Raw genomic sequence first — 19,447 nt, 5'->3', positions numbered from 1 at the left:
CGCTCTACAACGCTCGCGAACCCCAGGCCCCCGGGCCCCACGAGCCCAGGCTCCAGGACGTCTCGCCCCACGACCGGGCCAGCAGCCGGGTGAGGTGCGGATCGAACGCGTCCCGCCAGGCGGTGAAGTGGTGCCCGTCGGGCACCTCGACGAGTTCCGCCGGATAGCCCGTGCGGGCCAACGCTTCCGCCATCTCCCGGTTGTTGGTCAGGTTCTCCTCGACGGTGCCACAGGTGAGCAGAGTCGGCACGGGATGCGCGGCGAACTCCGACGCCACGACCGGTCCGGTGAACCGGGTGATCCGGTTGAAGTACCGGAAGCCGGACTCCTGCGGATCCAGCCGCGGCCGGAAGAAGCTGCCGGACTGGAGGAACAGGCCGGCGAACGCGGCGGGGGCGCGGCGCTGCGCGTGCAGCATCGCGAGGCCGCCGAGGCTCGCGCCGATACCGGTAATTTTTCCGGTGAAGCCGAGCTCCCGACGCAGGCGGGTGAGCACCGGCCCGGTGAGGGCGGCCATGTAGGCGTTGTTGGCCGAGTACCAGTTGTCGCGGTCGCCGGGCGCGAGCAGCACCAGGTGGAACGGGGGCAGTGAGCCCGAGCCCACCATCGCCGCCGCGTAGTGGCCGAGGTCGGCCAGCTTGTCGTACTCCGGGCCGTCGTTGGCGACCAGCACGCGCTCGCCGGCGCTCGGCGGCGACCAGGTGCGCGCGTGGATGTCGGCGTCCAATGTGGGCGCCGGCACGGTCAGCTCGCGCCAGGTGCCGCGGGCGCCGGGCAGATCGAGCCAGGCCGGCTCGACGTAGTCGGCCCGGTGCAGCACCGACTTGTCGCCGAACGCGCCGCCGACCCGCGCCGGGTTGTCCGGGTCGTTGACGGTCTCCTCACGACCGTCGAGGTGGCGCAGCCGCAGTTGGTATTCCAGCCGCCAGGCCGCCGGGGCGCGCAGGTCGAGGTGCCAGGCCTGGTCGCGGTAGTCGAACTCCAGCACCTCCCGGGGCAGGCCGGCGTGCTGCGCCAGGCTCACACCGGCGAGCCGGCGTTGCGGATCGGCGTAACGGAACGTCAGCCGACCGTCCACCCATCCCATCGCCGCACTGTAACGGTGCTCACGGGCGTACCGCGAGGAAAACGAAAGCGGCGAGCAACGACAGGTGTACGCCGCCCTGCAGCGGCGTCGCCCGCCCCGGCACGACGGTCAGGATGCCGACGACGACCGTCAGGCCGAGGAGCACGAGTTGCGTGGCCGGCAGGCCGAGGGTGAGCGGGCCGTCGAGCCAGATCGACGCGATCGCGATCGCCGGGATGGTCAGGCCGATGCTGGCCATCGCCGAACCGTACGCCAGATTCAGGCTTGTCTGGACCCGGTCCCGGAGCGCGGCCCGGACCGCGGCGAGGGTCTCCGGCAGCAGCACCAGCAGCGCGATGATCACGCCGACCACGGTGGGCGGGAAGCCGGCCGCGGCGACGCCGCTCTCGATGGTGGGCGAGACCGACTTGGCGTTGCCGACGACCGCGATCAGGGCCGCGGTCAGCAGCCCCAGGCTGACCAGCGCGGCGGTGTGCGAGGGCGGGTCCGCGTGCTCCTCGCTGTCGACGACCTCGCCGGCGCTGGTGATCGGCAGGAAGTAGTCGCGGTGGCGGACGGTCTGCACCGCGACGAACAGGCCGTAGAGGCCGAGCGAGGCGACGGCCGCGAAGGTGAGCTGGGCGGGGGAGAACTCGGGGCCGGGCTCGCTGGTCGTGAAGGCCGGGAACACGAGGCTGAGCGTGGCCAGGGTGGCGACGGTGGCGAGGGCGCCGCCGGTGCCCTCCGGGTTGAACACCGCGATCCGGCGGCGCAGGGCACCGACCAGCAGGCAGAGCCCGACGATCCCGTTGCAGGTGATCATCACGGCGGAGAAGACGGTGTCGCGGGCCAGGGAGGCGGTCTTCTCGGGCGTACCGCTGATCATCAGGGTGACGATCAGCGCGACCTCGATGAAGGTGACGGCGACGGCGAGCACGAGGGAACCGAACGGCTCGCCGACACGCGCGGCCACGACCTCGGCATGGTGTACGGCGGCGAGCACGGCGCCGGCGAGGCAGAGCGAGACGACCACCACGACGGGGCCGGACAGCTCACGCCCCCAGGTGAGCAGCAGGGCGATCAGCGCGACGATCGGGACGCTGACTGTCCAGTTTGTCAGGTACGCACGTCTGGTCGCTGTCGCCTTCGCTGTCATGCGACCAAAGGTGCCATGCTTTCTCAGGTCGGGCTGGGCGCCGGCCTCGTCAGCATGCCCCCGACGAACCGGAACGCTTCGGGCATGACGGACTTCCAGTAGCTCATGTCGTGCCCACCGTCGCTGTAGTGCCCGGCGATCGGTGGGAGGGGCAGGGCCATCTGCAGCGCGCGGACGTTCTCGAGCAGGTCGTCGTCGAGCCCGCACCAGAGCCCGAGGGGGTGGTTGCGCAGCCGCGCGACGTTTTCGAAGATGTCGTCCCCGCGCCGGACGGCGGGCGAGAAGGCGGCGGTGGCCTTGACGAACCCGCGGAAGGTCTGCGCGAGCCGGATCGCGCCGGCGCCACCCATCGACCAGCCCCAGACGGCGAGGCGCGAGATGTCGAAGCCGCGCTCGGCACACCAGTTGGGGATTTCCTCGTACGCCATCCGCTGCGGATCGTCACCGTCGTGCGGCCGCCACCCGCGCGAGCCGCCGTCGGCGCCGGCGAGAACGAAGGGCGGAGCGCCCTTCTCGACGGCCCGGGTGAGCGCCCGCCCGAACCCGAGCCGCTGAAAGTCCTCGGGCCGGCTCGTCCGGCCATGCAGGACGAGACAGACGGGAAGCCCTTTCCCGTCGCCGTGCCCGGCGGGTACGGCGGTGTAGAAGTCGACGGCCTTCTGCCGGGAAACGGACTGCTTACGCTCGAGCCGCTCATCACCGGCGGCGGCCTCGGTCTCGGTGGTTTGAGCGGCCGCCAGCCCACTGACGGCCGCGACCGCACACCCGGCAGCAGCAAGAACGGCCCCGTTAATCAACGCCCGACGTCGCACACCCTGCCCAACGCCACGGCGCGCCCGTCCGTTATGCGCGGCTTAGACGCTTTCGAGGAACAGGTCGAGCGCGCTGAACTGCTCCGGGTTGAACTCGTCGCTCCAGCCCGCGGAGAGCACCGTTCGCTGCAGCAGGTCCGGGGAGGCGCGCAGTTCTTCCGCGTCGGCGGCAGTGATCACGACCGTCGTCACTTCGGCGTGCCGCGAGCGGAACACCTCCGCGAGATCGTCTCCGAGGACCAGTGCGAGCGGGAAGAATTTGCTGATCTGGGCGAGGATCCGCTCGTCGACCACATGGACCCACTCCTCGTCGCCGGGCTCCCAGTCGACGCCGACGGAGCGTACCGCCGCGATGTCTTCCGCGACGCGGACCGCTTCGCGCACATCCCAGGCGGCGGGCGCACCGTCGACCCACGGCCGCAGCGCCGGATCAAGGTCAATCAACTGGGCTCCCTGGTGATGCGTGGATGGTCCGCGACTTCCGGCGATAGACGTTGACCACGTTGGTGGGCCGACCCGTCTCGCCGTGCGTGCCGATGTGGTCGTCGAAGGTCACCCTCGCCTTCGTGCCCTCCTTGAGGTTCCAGAGGTTGGCGCTGTCGGCGCGTTGTGCGGCTTCGAGTGTGAGCCGGTCGACGTCGGTGCCAGGGTAGAACGAACTCTTGCCGGCCAAGGCCTGCCCGTGGGTGTGCTTGAGATTCTCCCTGGAGTTGACGCGGTATCGGCCGTCGGTCAGGAAGCCGTGTCGGTCGCGGCTGATCGGGCGCGCCTCGAACCCGCCTGTCGGCTTGGGTGGGCCGTGCCGTGGTGCCGGTCGTCGGCGGGCGCGCCTGACCGTCTTCCGGAGGAACTCCAGAGCCTTGCGGATCAGCAGCCCTCGGCCACGCGCCATCGACACCTCCTCCCGATGCATCGGAGGCTATAGATGGGAGGTCGCGGCTGTCAGGCCCGAAGCGGAATCCCGGGGTCGGATACAGGACGGGCTTGGCGTCGGTGGGATATAGACCTATGCTGCTGCGTCGGGAGCCGTGCGGGCGTACCACGGCCCTCGCGGGTTGTCCCTTGATTCAACCCTTCACCTGACCCTCATCGGGAGCTTTGAGGGTTTAGCGCGCGTCTATGCGGACCATAGTCTGCCGTCCATGTTGGGCATCCCTCGTGCCGGGCGGCGTCGCTCGGTTATCGCGCTGGTCGCTGTGTCGACCCTGTCCGCGTTCACTTTGACCAGTGCGCCCGCGCAGGCCGCGCCGCCGGAGGCGCCGGTGGCGGGGGGCGCGCCCACCCAGAGCTACATCGTGCAGACCACCGACGCGCCCGCCGCCACCTACAACGGTGGGGTCGCGGGGCTGGCGCCCACCCGCGTCAGCGGCGGGGCCAAGCTCGACAGCTCCAGCCGCAACGTGCGGGCCTACCGCCAGCACCTGGCCCAGAGCCGCGCCCGCGTGCTCGACCGGGCCGGCCTCAGCACAAGCAAGGTCAGGCACGACTACACGCTGGTGTTCGCCGGGTTCTCCGCCGACCTCACCGCCGTCGAGGCCGAGCGGCTCAAGCGGACCCCGGGCGTCGCCAACGTCTGGAAGAACGAGATCGTGCACGGCGAGACCTTCACGACACCGGAATTCCTCGGGCTCGACGGGCAGACCGGCGCCTGGCGCAAGCAGTTCGGCGCCGCCGAGAAGGCCGGCGAGGGCATGATCATCGGGGTCATCGACTCCGGCTTCTGGCCCGAGAACCCGAGCTTCGGGCCGCTGCCGACGCCCCGCAAGGACCAGAAGGTCATCGACGCCAAGTGGCGCGGCAGCTGTGACCCCGGCACCGAGGCCCCGGTCTCCTGCAACAACAAGGTGATCGGCGCCCGCTGGTACGCCGCCCGTGGCATCTCCCGGGTCAACCCCGGTGAGTTCGACTCGCCGCGGGACTTCTACGGCCACGGTTCGCACACCGCCAGCACCGCCGCCGGCAACCACGACGTGACCGCGACCATCAACGGCGCCGTCGCGGGTGTCATCTCCGGCATGGCGCCGGCCGCGCGCCTGTCGATCTACAAGGTGCTGTACGCGAACGCCGCCGGCACCCAGTCGACCGGCAACAGCGACGACATCGTCAAGGCGATCGACCAGGCCGTCGCCGACGGTGTGGACGTTATCAACTACTCCATCGGCGACAACGACGACAACTTCAGCGCCGTCGAGCTCGCCTTCCTGAACGCCGCCAACGCCGGCATCTTCGTCGCCGCTTCGGCGGGCAACGCCGGCCCCGGCGCCTCCACCGTCGACAACGGCATGCCGTGGACGACCACCGTCGCCGCCGGCACGCACGACCGGTCCGCCACCAAGACCCTGACGCTCGGCAACGGCCAGGTCTTCAACGGCGTCGGCACCGGACCGCAGGCGGTGACCGCGCCGGTCGTCGACGGCCGCACCAGCGGCGCTCCCGGCAGCACCGAGCAGTTCGCCGCCCAATGCGTCAGCAACCCGCCGCAGCTCGACCCGGCCAAGGTCGCCGGCAAGATCGTGCTCTGTGAGCGCGGCAACAACAACCGCGTCGACAAGAGCCTCGCGGTCAAGAACGCCGGTGGCGTCGGCATGATCCAGTTCAACCCGACGCCCAACACGCTCAACGCCGACTACCACGCGGTGCCGTCGATCCACGTCGACCTGGCCGCCGGCACGGCCGTCAAGGCGCACATCGCCGAGGGCAACGCGACCGCGACGATCTCCGCGGCCAGCAACGCCAAGGTCCGCGCCCCGATCGTCGCGACGTTCTCCAGCCGCGGCCCCGGCACCTCCACCGGCGGCGACCTGCTCAAGCCCGACATCATGGCGCCGGGCGTCGACGTGGTCGCCGCGACCGGCCCGCCGAGCCACTCCGGCAACCTGTGGGACACCAGCAGCGGCACCTCGATGGCGAGCCCGCACATCGCCGGCATCGCGGCGCTGATCCTCGCCAAGCACCCCAACTGGTCGCCGATGATGGTCAAGTCGGCGCTGATGACCACGGCCAGCGTGCGCGACAACGAGGGCCAGGCCATCCAGGACGAGGCCGACGCCAGCAACGCGAACCCGCTGGAGATGGGCGCCGGCCAGGTCACGCCCAAGGAGGCGTTCGACCCGGGCCTGGTCTACGACTCGGGGATCACCCAGTGGCTGCAATATTCCTGCGGCATCGGGGTGCACATCACCTCGGGTGGCCAGGACACCTGCGACACCGTCGGCGCCGTCGACCCGAGCGACTTCAACAACCCGACGCTCGCCGTCGGTGACCTGGCCGGCAAGCAGACGCTGACCCGCACGGTCACCAACGTGAGCAAGCTGCCCGCGCTCTACCTGCCGACCGTGCAGGCACCGGCGGGCTTCAAGGTCGACGTCTCGCCGAAGATCATCGCCCTGCTGCCGGGCAAGAAGCAGACGTTCAAGGTGACGATCACCCGTACCACCGCCGCCTTCGGCGAATGGGCCTTCGGCTCGCTGCGCTGGCGCGACCTGCTCGGCCACGACGTGCGCAGCGCGATCGCGGTCCGGCCGGTGCCGGCCGCGGTGCCGCTGGAGCGCAGCGGCGAAGGCGCCAGCGGCCAGGTCGCGCTGCCGGTGACCGCCGGCTACGCGGGCACGCTCGCCGCGCAGGGCCACGGCTTGCAGGCGGCCACGGTCGACCAGTGGAACCTGACCCCGAACCCGGCCACGGCGTTCAACGTGAACGCGCCGGCCACCGCGAGCGACATCGTCTCGGTCACCATGGACGTGCCGGCCGGCACCAAGGTCGCCCGGTTCGCGACCTTCGACGCCGACTACCCGGCGGGGACCGACCTCGACATCGCCGTCTACCGGCAGGGCGCCGGCGGCGCGCTGACCCTGGTCGGCCAGAGCGCCAGCGGCACCTCCGAGGAGACGGTGACGGTCACCGAGCCGGGCACGTACGTGGCGTTCGTCGACGTGTTCGCCGCGCCGAGCGCCGTCGACGTCAAGCTCCACCGCTGGGCGGTCGGAGCGGGCAACGCCGGCAACCTGACCGTCACCCCGGCCAGCCAGCCGGTGACGGTCGGCGGCTCGGCCACGGTGACGGCGGCCTGGAACGGCCTCACGGCCGGCCAGCGCTACCTCGGGGTCATCGAGTACACCGACGGCACCACCACCCTTGGGCGTACCAACCTCATGGTCGTGGCGTAACCCCGGTTGCGAGAAGGGCGTCCCCGGCCTCGGGGGCGCCCTTCTCGATGCCCGGACAAGTATCATTGCCCGGGTCCGCCGGGGGCACGACCGTCGCTCCCGCCGGAGACCGCTGCGCTGCGCTCCGCTCGCCAGGTCCGCGGTGGGCTGGGCTCGAGGCCGAACCCCACTTAACGTCCGGTGAGCGCTACGGTGGCTCGATGGTGCTGGAGGTCTCGATCGACCGGTCCACCGAGCCCGCATTCGTGGCGGAGCTGACCGACCTCGTCAACCAGGTCTATGCCGACGCCGAGAAGGGGCTCTGGGTGCCCGGCACGCGGCGGACCGACGAGGCCGAGGTCGCCGCCGTCCTCGAAGCCGGCGAGTTCGCGGTCGCCCGCCTGGACGCGGCGCTGGTCGGTGCCGTGCGGGTCCAACGGTTGCCCGGCGGCGAGGGCGAGTTCGGGATGCTCGTCGCAAGCCCGGCGCACCGCGGTGCCGGGATCGGCCGCGAGCTCGTCCGCTTCGCCGAGGCCTGGGCCCGCGGCCGAGGCGCCCGCACCATGCAGCTCGAACTGCTCGTGCCGCGCGACTGGACGCACCCGGTCAAGGAGTTCCTCCGCGAGTGGTACGAACGCCTCGGCTACCGCGCCATCCGCCGGGACCAGTTCGAGCAGGCCCACCCCACGCTCGCGCCCCGGCTCGCCACACCCTGCGACTTCGTCGTCTACCACAAGCCGATCTAGGGGTGTCCAACCGCGGACCGGGCAGCGTAGCGAAGCGGAGCGGTGTCTGGCGGGAGCGACGGTCGCGCCCACCGCGGACCCGAGCCCGGCGTTATTTCCGCAGTCGGCGCACCAGGGGCAGTGTCGCCTCGACGATCCGTTCGCGGTCGTAGCAGACGCCCGCCTCGAAGCCCGTCCCCGCCTCCCGGGCGAACACCCCGCTGGCGTAGTGGCTGCCGATGAAGAGCGCCGCCCGCTCGTGCACCAGCGGGTCCGTGGCGTCCAGCGGCACCCCGCGGATCCGCCCGCCCGGCTCGGGTGCCACGCCGTGGCCCAGCAGGTAGACCTCGACTCCCCGGGTGGTCATGTAGCCGTACCGCAGCCGGGCCTCGTCGTCGAGGTTGTCCACGTGGCCCACGTTGACCACCAGGATCGCCGCGTCGTCGGTGTGCAGGGCCTGGTTCTCGATGTGTCCCGTCATGGCCGCCAGCAGCGCGGGCGTGGTCGGGTTGACCTGGTCCGTGCCCGAGAGCATCTCGTACGGCGTCCGCTCGGGCACCTGCCGCGCCGTCACCCGGGCCAGCGTGGTCGTCGAGGGCCGCACCCTGGACGGCAGCGGCGCCGGACGGCCGAACAGGTAGCCCTGCGCCAGCGTCGCGCCGAGTGAGCGGGCCACGTCCAGGTGCTCCTCGCTCTCGATGCCTTCGGCGAGGATCTGCGCGCCGCTGCGGGTCGCCTCGTGCAGCACGGCGTTGACCACGTGCGAGACCGCCCAGGTCGGCGAGTGGGCCTGCACCACGCTTCGGTCGATCTTGATGATGTCGGGGTTGACCAGCGGCATCGCGGCCAGGCTCGACGGTTCGACGCCGACGTCGTCGAGGGCCACCCGCACCGACATCCGGCGCGCCTGGAGGACGGCGTCCATCAGCGCGGGCGGGTTCTGGGTCACCGACCGCTCGGTGATCTCGATGACCAGTTGCTGCCCGTCGCGCATGAGCCCCGCGAACACGTCGAGGAGCCGCTCCCGGAACGGACCGCTCAAGGTGTACGGGTCGAGGTTGACGAACAGCGCCAGGTCCCGCAGGCCGGAGGCCACGAAGTGCTCACCGGCGGCGCCCGCGCACAGCCAGTCGAGGTCCATCGAGCGGCCGAGCCGGGCGGCGGCGTCGAACAGGGCGCCCGCCGTCTCGTACTGGCCTTTCGGGCCCCGGGCGAGCGCTTCGAAGCCCACCACGGAGCGGTCGGCGATCGCCACCACGGGCTGGAAAAGCGGAAAGATCGCGCGTTCCCGGAGGATCGCCTCGAACGCTGTGTCGGGTGACCGTTCGGCACACATCGCGACCAGGCCTCCCTCGGGTCCCGAAGACCTCCGCAACCGCGACGCTAACAAGCGACGGGCTCGCGGGTCAGCGAATCAGCCCAGGCAGGTCAACCGGGCGGCGCGGCGCCGAGCAGGCGGGTGAGCTGGGCGCGGTTGCGCACGCCGTGCCGGCGGTAGAGCCGGGTCAGCTTCGCCTCGATCGCCTTCACGGAGAGATGGGTGGCCCGGGCGATCTCCCGGTTGGTGGCGCCGGCCAGCACGAGGTCGACGATCCGCCGCTCCGTCTCGGACAACCCCGGGCCCTGGCCGCCGTCGAGCCGGGACAGCTCCGCCTCCGCCGCGGCGAGCCAGGGTGCCGCGCCGACCGCGGCGTACCCGGCGACCGCCTGGACCAGCGCGGACCGCGACGCGCCCCGGCGGTGCGCGCGGCGCTCCAGCGTCGCGAGCGTGTGCCAGGCCCGGGCGACCTCCATCGGGTACTGGCGGTCGCCCGCCTCGGCCAGCGCCTCCGCGAGGTCGACGGCCGCCTCCCGCGGCTCGCCCTGGGCCGCCCGCAGCAGCGCGCCGGCCCGGGACAGTCCGAGCTGGACGACGCCGCGGTTGAGCATGGTCGCCACCGCGCGGGTCTCGGCCAGCACCTCGGCCGCCTCGTCGAGCGCGCCGACCGCGGTCAGCCCCTCGACGAAGTCGGCGTGCCAGAGGAAGATCGCCGGGTCGTTGCGGCCGAGCCGGCGTTCCAGCTCGCGCGCCTTGCGGAACTCGGCGACGGCCGCCTCCGGCGCGTCCAGGAAGAGCTGGACCTGCCCGTACGCGGCGTGGGCGAGCCGCAGCCAGTCCTCGTCGCCGGCCGCCGTGCAGGCCTCGACCGCCTGCACCAGCAGGTTGGCCGCGACCGCCGGCGAGCCGGCCAGCGCCTCGGCGAGCGCGCCGACGACCAGCCCGTGCCCGGGCGTCGCCTCCATGTCGAGGATCAGCCGCATGCCCTCGCGCCCGGCCCGCAGCGCGTCGGCGCCGCGCCCGGAGCGGGAGTAGATCGAGGCGCTCGCGAGCAGCACGAAGGACAGGTCGCGCAGGGTGCCGGAGCGCAGCACCGCGTCGCGCTGCACCTCGATCACCCGGGTCGCCTCGGCCATGTCGCCCGCGTAGATCCGGCCGCGGGCGTAGCTCGCCGCGGCGTGCACGCTCTCGGTGCTCGGCGGGAGTTCGGCGGCCAGCGACGCGACCCGGCTGAGCAGCTCGGTGCTCTCCGGGTCGTTGGCGCCGCGGATCAGCGAGCGGGTGGCCAGCAGCGACACGAGGTGCTCGGTGGCGCCGGCCTCGCGGGCCTCCGCCTCGCCGCGCTTGAGCTCCGCGTCGGCGAACTCGATGTCGGCGTCGTAGTAGGCCTTCAGCGCACGGTAGTGCCGCACCCGGCAGAGCAGCGCCGGGTCGTCGCCGGCGTCCGCGTACGCGGCGTCCAGCACCGGGCCGACCGCCGACTGGTCCTGGCCGGCGAGGTCGACGATGAGCAGCCGGGCACCGACGCGGACGGCCGGGTCGTCGGCGGCGGCGAGGGCCGCCGAGGCCAGCCGGTGCGCGTCGGCGGTGAGGCCCGCGGCCTGGGCGTATTCGGCGGCGGCGTAGCGGCGGGCGGCGACGAGGCCGAGCAGCGTGGCCGGCGTCCGCTCGGCGGCCCGTTCGGCGAGGTCGGCCGCGACGGCCGGGGCGCCGCGCATCTGCGCGGTGGTGGCCGCCTCCGCGAGCTTGGACGCGAGGTCCTCGTCGGCGTGCGGGCGGGCCAGCGCCAGGTGCCGGGCGCGCTCGACCGAGTCGTCGGTGTGCGCGGCGATGTGCTCGTGCGCGGCGGCCCGGGCCGTCGGGGTGGCGTCGGCGTAGACCAGCTCGCGCAGCAGCGGGTGGGCGAACCGGACCGTCTCGTCCGGACCGACGGTGGCGAGGCCGGCCCGCATCGCCGCGTCGAGCCCGGCCTTGGCGTCGCCGTCGCGGCCGATCAGCGCGACCGTCGGCCGGGCGGCCGCCGCGGCGCGCAGCAGCACCGGGCCGCTCTGTGCGGGCAGGTTGGCCAGCCGCTGGGCGAGCAGCGGCCGGAGCCGTTCGGGCACCGGCAGCGGCTGGTCGACGCCGATGGTGCCGCCGCGGGCGACCAGCGTGCGGCCCAGCTCGACGGCGAGCAGCGGGTTGCCCTGACTCGCCTCGTGCAGCCGGGCGATGGTCGACAGCGACAGCACCGGGCCGAACCGCACCCGGAGCAGATCGGCGGTGTCGTACTCCGTGAGCGGCGGCAGGAGCAGCTCGCTGACGGGCGCCGGGCAGAGGTCGGTGTGTCGCGGGCCGGCGGCGTCGACGCGCTCGGCACCCAGCAGCCGGACCCGCGCACCGCCCAGCCGGCGGGCGACGAACCGCAGCACGCCGGCGCTGTGCGGGTCGACCCACTGCAGGTCGTCGACCAGCAGCAGGACGGTGCGGTTGGCGGCGAGCCGGCGGAGCACCTCGAGGGTGGCCAGGCGCACCGCGAGCTGGTCCTGCGCGGTGACCGGGGCGGCGCCCCGGAGCAGGGCGCCGTCGAAGGCCGCCCGCAGGTGGCGGGGCAGGCCGTCACCGCTGATCCCGTCGAAGAGGTCGACGAGCGTCAGGTAGGGCAGGCCGGACTCGACCTCGGCGGCGTTGGCCCGCAGCACCAGGGCGTCGCCGGCCAGCGCCGGGTAGGCCGCGAGCACGGTGGACTTGCCGATGCCGGCCGGTCCGTAGACGACCACGCTCTCGCCCGCGGCGAGCCGGGCGTGCAGCTGGTCGAGCACGTCGGACCGGCCCACCGGAGCCGTGTCGCGGTTGAGTGCCACGAAAGCGAGTCTGCCTTGCGGTTTGTTCCCTGTCGGTCGGTGGACCGGCCTTTTTTGCGAAAGCGAAACGTTCCTGGTGGTGGCAACCTAACGGCGGTCCTGGATGGTTACGCAGTTGCCGGTGCCGTAACCACCCTTGGTGTCCTTGACGAGATGGTCGGCGGCGTCGGAGATGCGGGCGCACACCTTCGGGTTGTCACCGATGATGTCGCGGTAGTTGGCGCCCGTGACCGAGCGCACCGACGGCTGCTTGTCCTCGAGATAGAACCGGCCGGGCTGGTCCGACTGGTAGCCCATCCGCTCCGCCGGCGGGTTGCGCCCGTCGCCGCCGTAGATGTGCAGGTGGAAGCCGCCGCTGTTCTGCGGGGCGGCACCGGCCCACTCGGCGTCGTACTCGACCACGAACTTCTCGTTGTCGACGAACGCCAGCTTGATGCAGACCCAGCGCGGGTTGGCCTGGATCGCCTGGGTGCACTCCTCCTCGGGCGGGAGCGCCGGCAGGGTCGCGGCGGCCGCGTTGGTCGGCGCGTTCGTCGGGTCGGCGCCGCCGAGGCCGAGGTTGCCGCGGTTGACCCAGAGCGCGGCGCCCGCCAGGGCCAGCACGACCACGACCGCCGACGTGACGAGCAGGGCGCGGCCGCGCGGGCGGGTGGGGGTGGGGTCGGGCGCCGGTGGGCGGGGGGCGGCGTACTCGTATTGGACCTGGTGGGGGCGGGGGGCCGACCCCGCGCGGCCGGGGGAGAACGGCTGTTGCAGGCGGGCGGTGACCTCCTCGGACCGGGGGGCGCGCGGCGGGCTCGAGACCGGTGGGCCGGACGTGGGCGCAGCCGGTGGGGCGGGGCGTGCGGGCGGTCGGCCCATCGGTGCGTGCGCGGTCGGCGCGGGGCTGACCGGCCGGGCCGGACTGACCGGTCGCGCCGGGCTGACCGGGGCGCTGGGCATGGGCGGGGCGCTGACCGGGGCGGAGCCGCTGGCCCGCGTCGGGGGGTGGTGGATGACCACCGTGGCGGAGCCGCGGGCCGCGACGTCGGGCCCCGGCACGGCCGCTCCGGCCGGTGTTCCGGCCAGCCGGGCCGCGCCGAGCGCGACCGCGTGCTTCGGGTGCGCGTCGACCGCCACGGGCCGGTTGAGCTCGGCCGCCACGAGCTGCGCGACGATCGGCATCCGCGAGGAGCCGCCGACCAGGAGCACCGAGTGCAGCTCCTCGGCCTCGACACCGGCCGAGCGGACCGCGCGGCGCAGCGCCTCGATCGAGCCGTAGAGCGCCGGCCGGACCATCGCCTCCAGCTCGCCGCGGGTCAGCCGGACCTCGGTGGAGACGTTGGGCAGCAGCACCGGGATGGACGCGTCGGTGTCGGCGGAGAGCGCCTCCTTGGCCGCCACGCACTCCTCGCGCAGCCGGGCCACGGCGGCGATCGCGGCCGGGTCGTCCTCGTCGAGCTCGCCCAGCTTGCCGCCGAGGGCCTGGGTGACGTGGTGGAACACCGCCGCGTCGAAGTCGATGCCGCCGAGCCGCTCGATGCCCTCCGGCTGGCCGAGGATCTCGAAGCCTTGGGCGGTCTTGCGCAGCACCGCGGCGTCGAACGTGCCGCCGCCCAGGTCGTAGACGGCGACCACGGCGCCGGTGTCGATGCGCTGCTGGCTGGCGTAGAACACGGCCGCGGCCTCGGGCTCGGTGATGAACGAGACCGGCTCCTCGATGCCGGAGAGCCGCACGGCCTGGCGCAGCAGGTCGGTCTTGTAGGGACCCCAGTTGGCCGGGTGCGAGACGGTGATCGCCTGGGGCCGGCCGCCCTCCCGGCTGGCCACCTCCTCGGCCGTCCAGCGCAGCAGGCGACCCATCAGGGACTCCGCCGAATAGGGCACGCCGCCGAGCAGGATCGGCGTGGTGTCGCCGAACCGGCGCTTGAACTCGCGGGCCACCCGGTGCGGCTCGCTCAGCCCGCGCCGGTTGGCCGGCTCGCCGGTCAGGAACGTCTCGTCCTCACGGAGCAGCACCACCGACGGTACGGCGGCCGCCCGGCTGCCCAGCGTGGCGATCTCCGCATGCCCCGCGCGCCAGGTCGCGGCGGCCGTGAACGTGGTGCCGAGGTCAACGCCGAGTGCGTACATCGCGGTCGCTCCGTGATCGTGGGCAGTGGCTGGATCGAGTGTTCTGGATGGCGCGGACCCACGCCCGGTGCTGTCGGGAGTCCGACCGGGTTGGGGGGCAGGCACGGGGAAGTCCCCGACGGAGGTGGGCGGGCAGCCGCCCTAGGGTTGACGCATGGACGCGCGACCGCTCAAGGACGTACTCACCGACCTCGTCGGTGACCCGTCCGCGACCGCCGAGGCGCTGGCCGGCGCCGGCCACGACCTGCCGCCCGATCTGGTGGCCGAGGCCGTGGTCAGCTTCGCCGGCAGCGCGCCCGCGGAGGTCGCCGAGCACCTCGCGCCGTTCGTCACCGCGCACAGCGGCGTCCCGGTCGACGCGGAGCCGGGCGAGCCGGCCGACTGGGCCGCGCTGCTGGCCACCGCGCCCGGCACCGAGGCCGATCTCGACGACGCCGCGCCGGTGGGCGACGACGAAACCCCGGCCACCGAGCCCCTGGAGCTGGCCTTCGGCGCCGGTGACGACCACACCGCCGGGCCCGATCCGGACCCGGACCTCGACCTCGACGGAAGCCCCGACGGCGACCTGGACGACGAGCCGGTCGCCGCCGGTGGCGAACCCGCCTACCCGGAGGAGCCGACACCGTCGGCCGCGCTCTACGACGACGACGCCGACGACGAGCCCGACGACCTCGACGACCTGGACGGCTGAGCGGGGCACCATGGTCAGCGCGCCCGTCCGTCGAGGTCGGCCAGCAGCCCCTCGCAGGAGCGCACCGCCACCCGGGCCGCGACCGCCATCTCGTGGGCCGTCATCGGGTTCTCGGCCCGCCGCTGCCAGCGCACGAGCGCCTCGGACGCGGTGGAGCGCAGCTGGCCCACGGCGGCGTCCGGCGGCAGGTCGAGGCGGATGTGCGGGGCGGTGCCCGTGCCTCCGATGACCCGTTCCAGCTCCTCGACGACCGCCGGCTTGCCGCCCAGCCAGCCCGCGCGCAGCGTGGCCAGCACCCGCAGCTCGTTGAACGGGTGGGCCGACGCGACGATCTCCTCGACCTCGGCCGCCACCGCGGGGCTGCCGGTGCGGGGCCGGCCGCGGGCCAGCGCGTCCAGGGCGAGCAGCGCCGAGCGGGCCTTGAGCACGTCGCGGCGCTCGAAGAACAGCGAGCCGAGCACCTCCTGCAGGTCGGTCAGGCCGCTGCGGTCGGTCAGCTCGCGGGCCAGCCCGGTCGCGGTGGTCTGCCCGTCCTGGCGGAGCAGCGTGCTGGCCAGCCGGATGCCGTAGAGGCCGAACCGGGCCAGCAGCGACTCGCGCTCGATCGACGTCAGGCCCAGCTCGGGCAGGGTGTTGACGAACCGGTCGGCGGTCAGCAGCAGCTCCTCGGCCGGCTTGACCTCGAGCGCGGCGACGGCGCGCAGGTGGCGCACCTCGGTCTCGGTCAGCGTCGCCGCGGTCTCGGCCAGGAGCCCGGCCACAGGTACGACGGTCTGCACCACCCGCCGGACGTTGGCGTCCCCGCCCAGCCGGGTGGCGATCCGGCGCGCCGAGGCCATCGCGTCGAGCCGGCCCACGCCGATCTCGTCGGCCCGCGACAGCACGCCGATCGCGTTGACCGGGTTGGGCCGCGACACCTCGGTGTCGTGGAAGGCGTGCAGGAACTCCAGGTCCTTGGCGTGCAGGTGGCGCATCAGGTAGACGACGGCGTCCGCCGGCGTCTCCTCGTCGTCGGGCGCGAGCAGCTCCCAGGCGCGCTGGGACACCCGCTCGGAGAGCGAGCCGATGCCCGGGGTGTCGATCAGTGTGGCCCGGCGCAGCGCCTGCGACGGCCAGGTGATGTCGAGGGAGTGCGCGTCCTCCGGCCGGACGCCGCCGAGGTCGACCTCGATCGCGCCGTCGTCGCGGCTGAACCGCAACTGGCGCGGTGCGCCGCTGCGCGGGTGCAGGGTGACGCGGTAGGTGTGGCCGTCGCGGTACCAGGTGACGATCCGGGTGCACTCGCCCGCGTCGGTGGGTGCGAGCCGGTCGGCGACGAGCGCGTTGAGCAAGGTGGACTTGCCGGACTTGACCCGGCCGGCGATGGCCACCCGCAGTGGCTCGTCCAGGCGCTCGCGGACCTCGGCGATCCGCGCGTCGAACCCGCTGCCGCGGTAGACGGCGGCGGCCCGATCGAGCGCGGCGCGGGTGCGCGCGACCAGACTCATCCGCCGGCCTCGTTCCGCGCGGGAGCCGGGCCACGGGGCCGGCTCACGCGGCACCGGCCAGCTTGGTCGCGCGGTCGCGGAGCTGGCCCAGCCGGGTCAGCTCGGCGTCGAGGTCCTTGAGCCGTTTCTGGCGGTCGGCCTGCGAGCGCTTGGCGGTGTCGGTAGCGGCGGCCAGCGCGGCTGCGGTGGAGCGGTTGAGCTCCTCGGCGAGCCGGGTGTAGTGGTCGCGGAGCTGGCGCTGGACCCGGCGCACGGTGTCGCGGCTGTCCTTGCCGGAGACGAAGCTGATCTCGTCGCAGTAGCGGCGCATCGCGTTCTTTCCCTGCGCGCGGCGCCGCTCCAGCTGGCGTTTCTTCTCGTCCTTGAGGCCGCGATGGCCCATCACCACGCCGATGCCGATGCCGATCGGGCCCAGCGCGACGCCCATCAGGCTGCCGAGCATCGTGAACATCAGGGCGCCGCCGTACGCGCTCTTCAGCGCGACCATCACCTGCTTGCCGGCGGTCATCTTCGCCAGCTCGATGCGGTGCTCGACCTCGCGCTCCTCGACCAGGAAGCTCGGGTTGTAGACCTTGAGCAGCCCGACCGCCTCGCCCGACGCCTCGGTGAAGTGGCTGGCCACCTGCTCGCTCAGCTCCGTGGCCTGGCGGCGCAGGTAGGTGTAGTTGCCGAGCAGGTCGTATGAGATCCGCGCGCGCAGCCACTCCTCCATCTCGGGCCACATGTCGGCCGGGTCGACCTCGTCGATCGCGTCGTCGGCCTCCGTGGTGATCTTGCGGATCCGGTCGCGCAGGTCGAAGTCGACGTCGGCGGTCAGGTCGGCCGTGCCGTCGTTGAGCGTCACGCTCCACCGCGCGGCCGCGGTCTTGAGCTCCTCCACCCGGCGCTTGGCGGCGTTGAGGTCGTCGACGATCCGCTGCGCGTTGGCCGGGTCGGCCAGCGCCTCCCGTTCGGCGGTGAACTGGCCCGCGAGCTGCTCGCAGACCGCGAGCACGTCGGCGGCCGCGTCGGCGGACCGGCGGGCCGCGGCGCCGCCGCCGACCCGCTCCTGCACGAACTTGACCAGGTCCGGGAAGCCGGACTCGACGTTGAGCGGCTGGTCGTTGGCGCGCACCGCGCGGGTCCGCAGCGGCGACGAGACCGGCATCAACGGGATGTCGCCCACCATCCGCAGGTGGCCGGCGTCCAGGTCGCGGATCCGCCGCCAGGCCGGGTAGAAGTCGATCTTCGTCAGCACGCAGACCACCGTCGGGCACAGCTCCCTGGCCTGGCGCAGGAACTCGACCTCGCTGCGGGTGAGCTCCTGCGAGGCGTCGGTGACGAAGAGGACCGCGTCGGCCACCGAGATCGCGGCCAGGCCGGCGGCGGCGTGCGCGGAGCCGAGCCCGCCGACGCCGGGGGTGTCGACCAGCACCAGACCGCCGCTGAGCAGCTTGCGGGGGACGGTCACGTCGACCCGGGCCGGCCGGGCGCCCTCGGCACCCTCGACCACGTGCCGGCGCAGGTCGGCGAAGTCGACGGTCTCGCGCCGTCCTTCGTAGACGACGGTCGCGGTCTTCTCGGCGCCGTGCCGCACGAAGGTCGGCACCGCCGTCGCCACGTCGTCGTCGACCGGGCAGACCGGGATGCCGAGCAGCGCGTTGATCAGTGAGCTCTTGCCCTGCTTGAACTCGCCGGCCACCACGATGTGCACCGCCGGGTCGTCGAGCCCGGCCCGGATCCGGCCCAGCCGCGCCGCGAGATCCTCCCGCCCGTACGCCGTGCAGGCCTTGACGCCGAGGTCGACCAGGGCCGTGGCCGGGCTCGTGGGCGACCCCGCTGCTGCGGTGCTCATCGCTGCGGTCCCTCCGGAGTGGACACCGCAGCGGGCCGGCCGGGCCGGGTGGCCCGACCGCCCGCTGTCGGCGAGTCGTATGTGGATTTAGGGGTTGCCTCAGGCGGGGGCGTCCTCGGGCTGGTTGTCGCGCAGGGCCGGCTCGTCGGGCTCGTCGAGGGTGCGGACCGGCGGCAGGCCGAGGTCCACGTCGATCTCCGGCTCGAAGTCGGCGTCCTGGTCGCCGGGGCCCTGCTCGGTGTTGACCACCGAGTCCTCGGCGTTGACGTTCGTGTTTTCGGTGATGGTGGTGTCGTTGTCCTCGTTGCGGGTGTCGCCGTCGCCCAGACCGATCGCGGAGTCGTCGTTGTCGGCGATGTTGGTGCCGGAGCCGACGTTCGAGTTGTCCAGGGTCGAGTCGTTGACGTTGTTGACGTCGCCGTCGCCGAAGTTGATGACACCGTCGTTGTCGCCGTCGACGTCCACGTCGTTGGCCTGCTGCTGGTTGTTGTTGCCCACGATCGCGTCGTCGACGTCGCCGTCGGCCACGATGCCGGTGTTGACGCCGGTCACCACGGGCGCCTCGAGGTCGCCGTCGACGGAGACGGCGCCGTCGCTGTTGAACAGGTTGTCGCCCTCGACGTCGCCGTCGACGACCTGCGAGTTGGCCCCGGTCGCGGCGTTGACGCCCCCGTCGGCCTCGCCGACCGCCACGGCGCCGGCGCCGGACGCGTTCGCGTTGTTGGTGTCGATGTCGATGTCACCGTCGAAGTCGTCGCCGACCTCGACGTTGGTGCTCTGGTCGACGATCTCGTTGATGATGTCGTTGTCGTTGGTCACCTGGGTGACGTAGGTCAGGTGCTGGACGACCTGCTCCATCGAGTGGGAGCCGGAGGTGACCGGGTGCGCGGGCGGGTTGTAGCCGCCGCCACCGCCACCGCCGCCGCTGGTGTAGCTCTGCAGCGCCCGGCTCGCGTCGGCCGGGAAGCCCGGCTCGCCGCAGGCGATCTGCGTGATGGCGGGCATGTCCAGACCGGACAGGTCGTGCTCGGTGACGCCCTGGGCGGCCAGCTCACCCTGCGGGTTCTGGACGAACTGGAGGGCCTTCTGCGGATCGGTCGCCAGCTCCTTGATGAAGTTGACCAGGAGGTTGGTGAGCTCGACGTTCTGCATTTCCTTCTCCCCCTTCAGAGGATCGCTCCCGGCCTGTCTGGCGGGGTGTGAGTACAGCCTCGCCGCCGGCCCACCCCCGGGACATCGGGAAGTCCCCCCTGCCTGG

At 73.0% G+C, this 19,447-nt stretch carries 14 protein-coding genes; 3 read left to right on the top strand and 11 right to left on the bottom strand.

Annotated features, from left to right (window positions below):
- Window positions 1-4: 4 nt before the first annotated feature.
- The 5 genes from Asi02nite_RS00480 to Asi02nite_RS00460 are packed head-to-tail and all read right to left on the bottom strand — an operon-like array spanning window position 5 to window position 3,926.
- A complete protein-coding gene (locus Asi02nite_RS00480) occupies window positions 5-1,087 on the bottom strand; it encodes an alpha/beta hydrolase (protein ID WP_203710044.1) in 1,083 nt (360 codons plus the stop codon).
- A gap of 19 nt (window positions 1,088-1,106) precedes the next feature.
- On the bottom strand, window positions 1,107-2,222 hold the full coding sequence (locus tag Asi02nite_RS00475; protein WP_203710043.1) for a calcium:cation antiporter: 1,116 nt from the start codon (window positions 2,220-2,222) through the stop codon (window positions 1,107-1,109).
- 23 nt (window positions 2,223-2,245) lie between these two features.
- Complete coding sequence (locus Asi02nite_RS00470) at window positions 2,246-3,019, bottom strand: alpha/beta hydrolase-fold protein (RefSeq protein ID WP_239126371.1); 774 nt, start codon at window positions 3,017-3,019, stop codon at window positions 2,246-2,248.
- Window positions 3,020-3,076: 57 nt separating this feature from the next.
- On the bottom strand, window positions 3,077-3,478 hold the full coding sequence (locus Asi02nite_RS00465) for a hypothetical protein (RefSeq protein WP_203710041.1): 402 nt from the start codon (window positions 3,476-3,478) through the stop codon (window positions 3,077-3,079).
- A complete protein-coding gene (locus Asi02nite_RS00460; RefSeq protein WP_203710040.1) occupies window positions 3,471-3,926 on the bottom strand; it encodes a hypothetical protein in 456 nt (151 codons plus the stop codon). The genes Asi02nite_RS00465 and Asi02nite_RS00460 overlap by 8 nt, the downstream gene beginning before the upstream one ends.
- A 250-nt stretch (window positions 3,927-4,176) precedes the next feature.
- Between Asi02nite_RS00460 and Asi02nite_RS42220 the strand changes: the two genes are divergently transcribed.
- Together Asi02nite_RS42220 and Asi02nite_RS00450 are read left to right on the top strand one after the other, a co-directional pair.
- Window positions 4,177-7,200, top strand: a complete 3,024-nt coding sequence (locus Asi02nite_RS42220) for a S8 family peptidase (RefSeq protein ID WP_203710039.1) — start codon at window positions 4,177-4,179, stop codon at window positions 7,198-7,200.
- Window positions 7,201-7,400: 200 nt separating this feature from the next.
- Complete coding sequence (locus Asi02nite_RS00450; protein WP_203710038.1) at window positions 7,401-7,925, top strand: GNAT family N-acetyltransferase; 525 nt, start codon at window positions 7,401-7,403, stop codon at window positions 7,923-7,925.
- Window positions 7,926-8,016: 91 nt separating this feature from the next.
- Here Asi02nite_RS00450 and Asi02nite_RS00445 read toward each other — a convergent pair whose 3' ends face one another.
- The 3 genes from Asi02nite_RS00445 to Asi02nite_RS00435 all read right to left on the bottom strand — a co-directional run bounded on the left by Asi02nite_RS00445 (window position 8,017) and on the right by Asi02nite_RS00435 (window position 14,177).
- The gene (locus Asi02nite_RS00445; protein WP_203710037.1) at window positions 8,017-9,240 is read right to left on the bottom strand and encodes a sensor domain-containing phosphodiesterase; all 1,224 of its coding nucleotides are present in this window, start codon (window positions 9,238-9,240) and stop codon (window positions 8,017-8,019) included.
- A 92-nt stretch (window positions 9,241-9,332) separates the two neighbouring features.
- Window positions 9,333-12,065, bottom strand: coding sequence for a helix-turn-helix transcriptional regulator (locus Asi02nite_RS00440; RefSeq protein WP_203710036.1), 2,733 nt, complete (start codon window positions 12,063-12,065; stop codon window positions 9,333-9,335).
- Between the two features lie 87 nt (window positions 12,066-12,152).
- Window positions 12,153-14,177, bottom strand: a complete 2,025-nt coding sequence (locus tag Asi02nite_RS00435; protein WP_203710035.1) for an Hsp70 family protein — start codon at window positions 14,175-14,177, stop codon at window positions 12,153-12,155.
- A gap of 154 nt (window positions 14,178-14,331) precedes the next feature.
- Between Asi02nite_RS00435 and Asi02nite_RS00430 the strand changes: the two genes are divergently transcribed.
- Entirely contained in the window at window positions 14,332-14,868 is a 537-nt protein-coding gene (locus Asi02nite_RS00430; protein ID WP_203710034.1) for a hypothetical protein, read from the top strand.
- A gap of 14 nt (window positions 14,869-14,882) precedes the next feature.
- On the opposite strand, the gene Asi02nite_RS00425 is transcribed toward Asi02nite_RS00430, so the two are convergent.
- The 3 genes from Asi02nite_RS00425 to Asi02nite_RS00415 form a co-directional block, all read right to left on the bottom strand.
- Window positions 14,883-16,355, bottom strand: coding sequence for a dynamin family protein (locus Asi02nite_RS00425; protein ID WP_203710033.1), 1,473 nt, complete (start codon window positions 16,353-16,355; stop codon window positions 14,883-14,885).
- 43 nt (window positions 16,356-16,398) lie between these two features.
- Window positions 16,399-18,189: a dynamin family protein gene (locus Asi02nite_RS00420; protein ID WP_203710032.1), complete on the bottom strand. Its 1,791-nt coding sequence runs from the start codon at window positions 18,187-18,189 to the stop codon at window positions 16,399-16,401.
- 99 nt (window positions 18,190-18,288) lie between these two features.
- Window positions 18,289-19,341 (bottom strand): hypothetical protein, encoded by a 1,053-nt coding sequence (locus Asi02nite_RS00415; protein WP_203710031.1) that lies wholly within the window; start codon window positions 19,339-19,341, stop codon window positions 18,289-18,291.
- Between the last annotated feature and the right edge of the window lie 106 nt (window positions 19,342-19,447).

The sequence above is a fragment of the Asanoa siamensis genome (assembly GCF_016862555.1).
Classification (GTDB): Bacteria; Actinomycetota; Actinomycetes; order Mycobacteriales; family Micromonosporaceae; genus Asanoa; species Asanoa siamensis.
The sequence above is the reverse complement of the archived record's forward strand: the minus strand, read 5'-3'. Positions and strand labels throughout refer to the sequence as shown.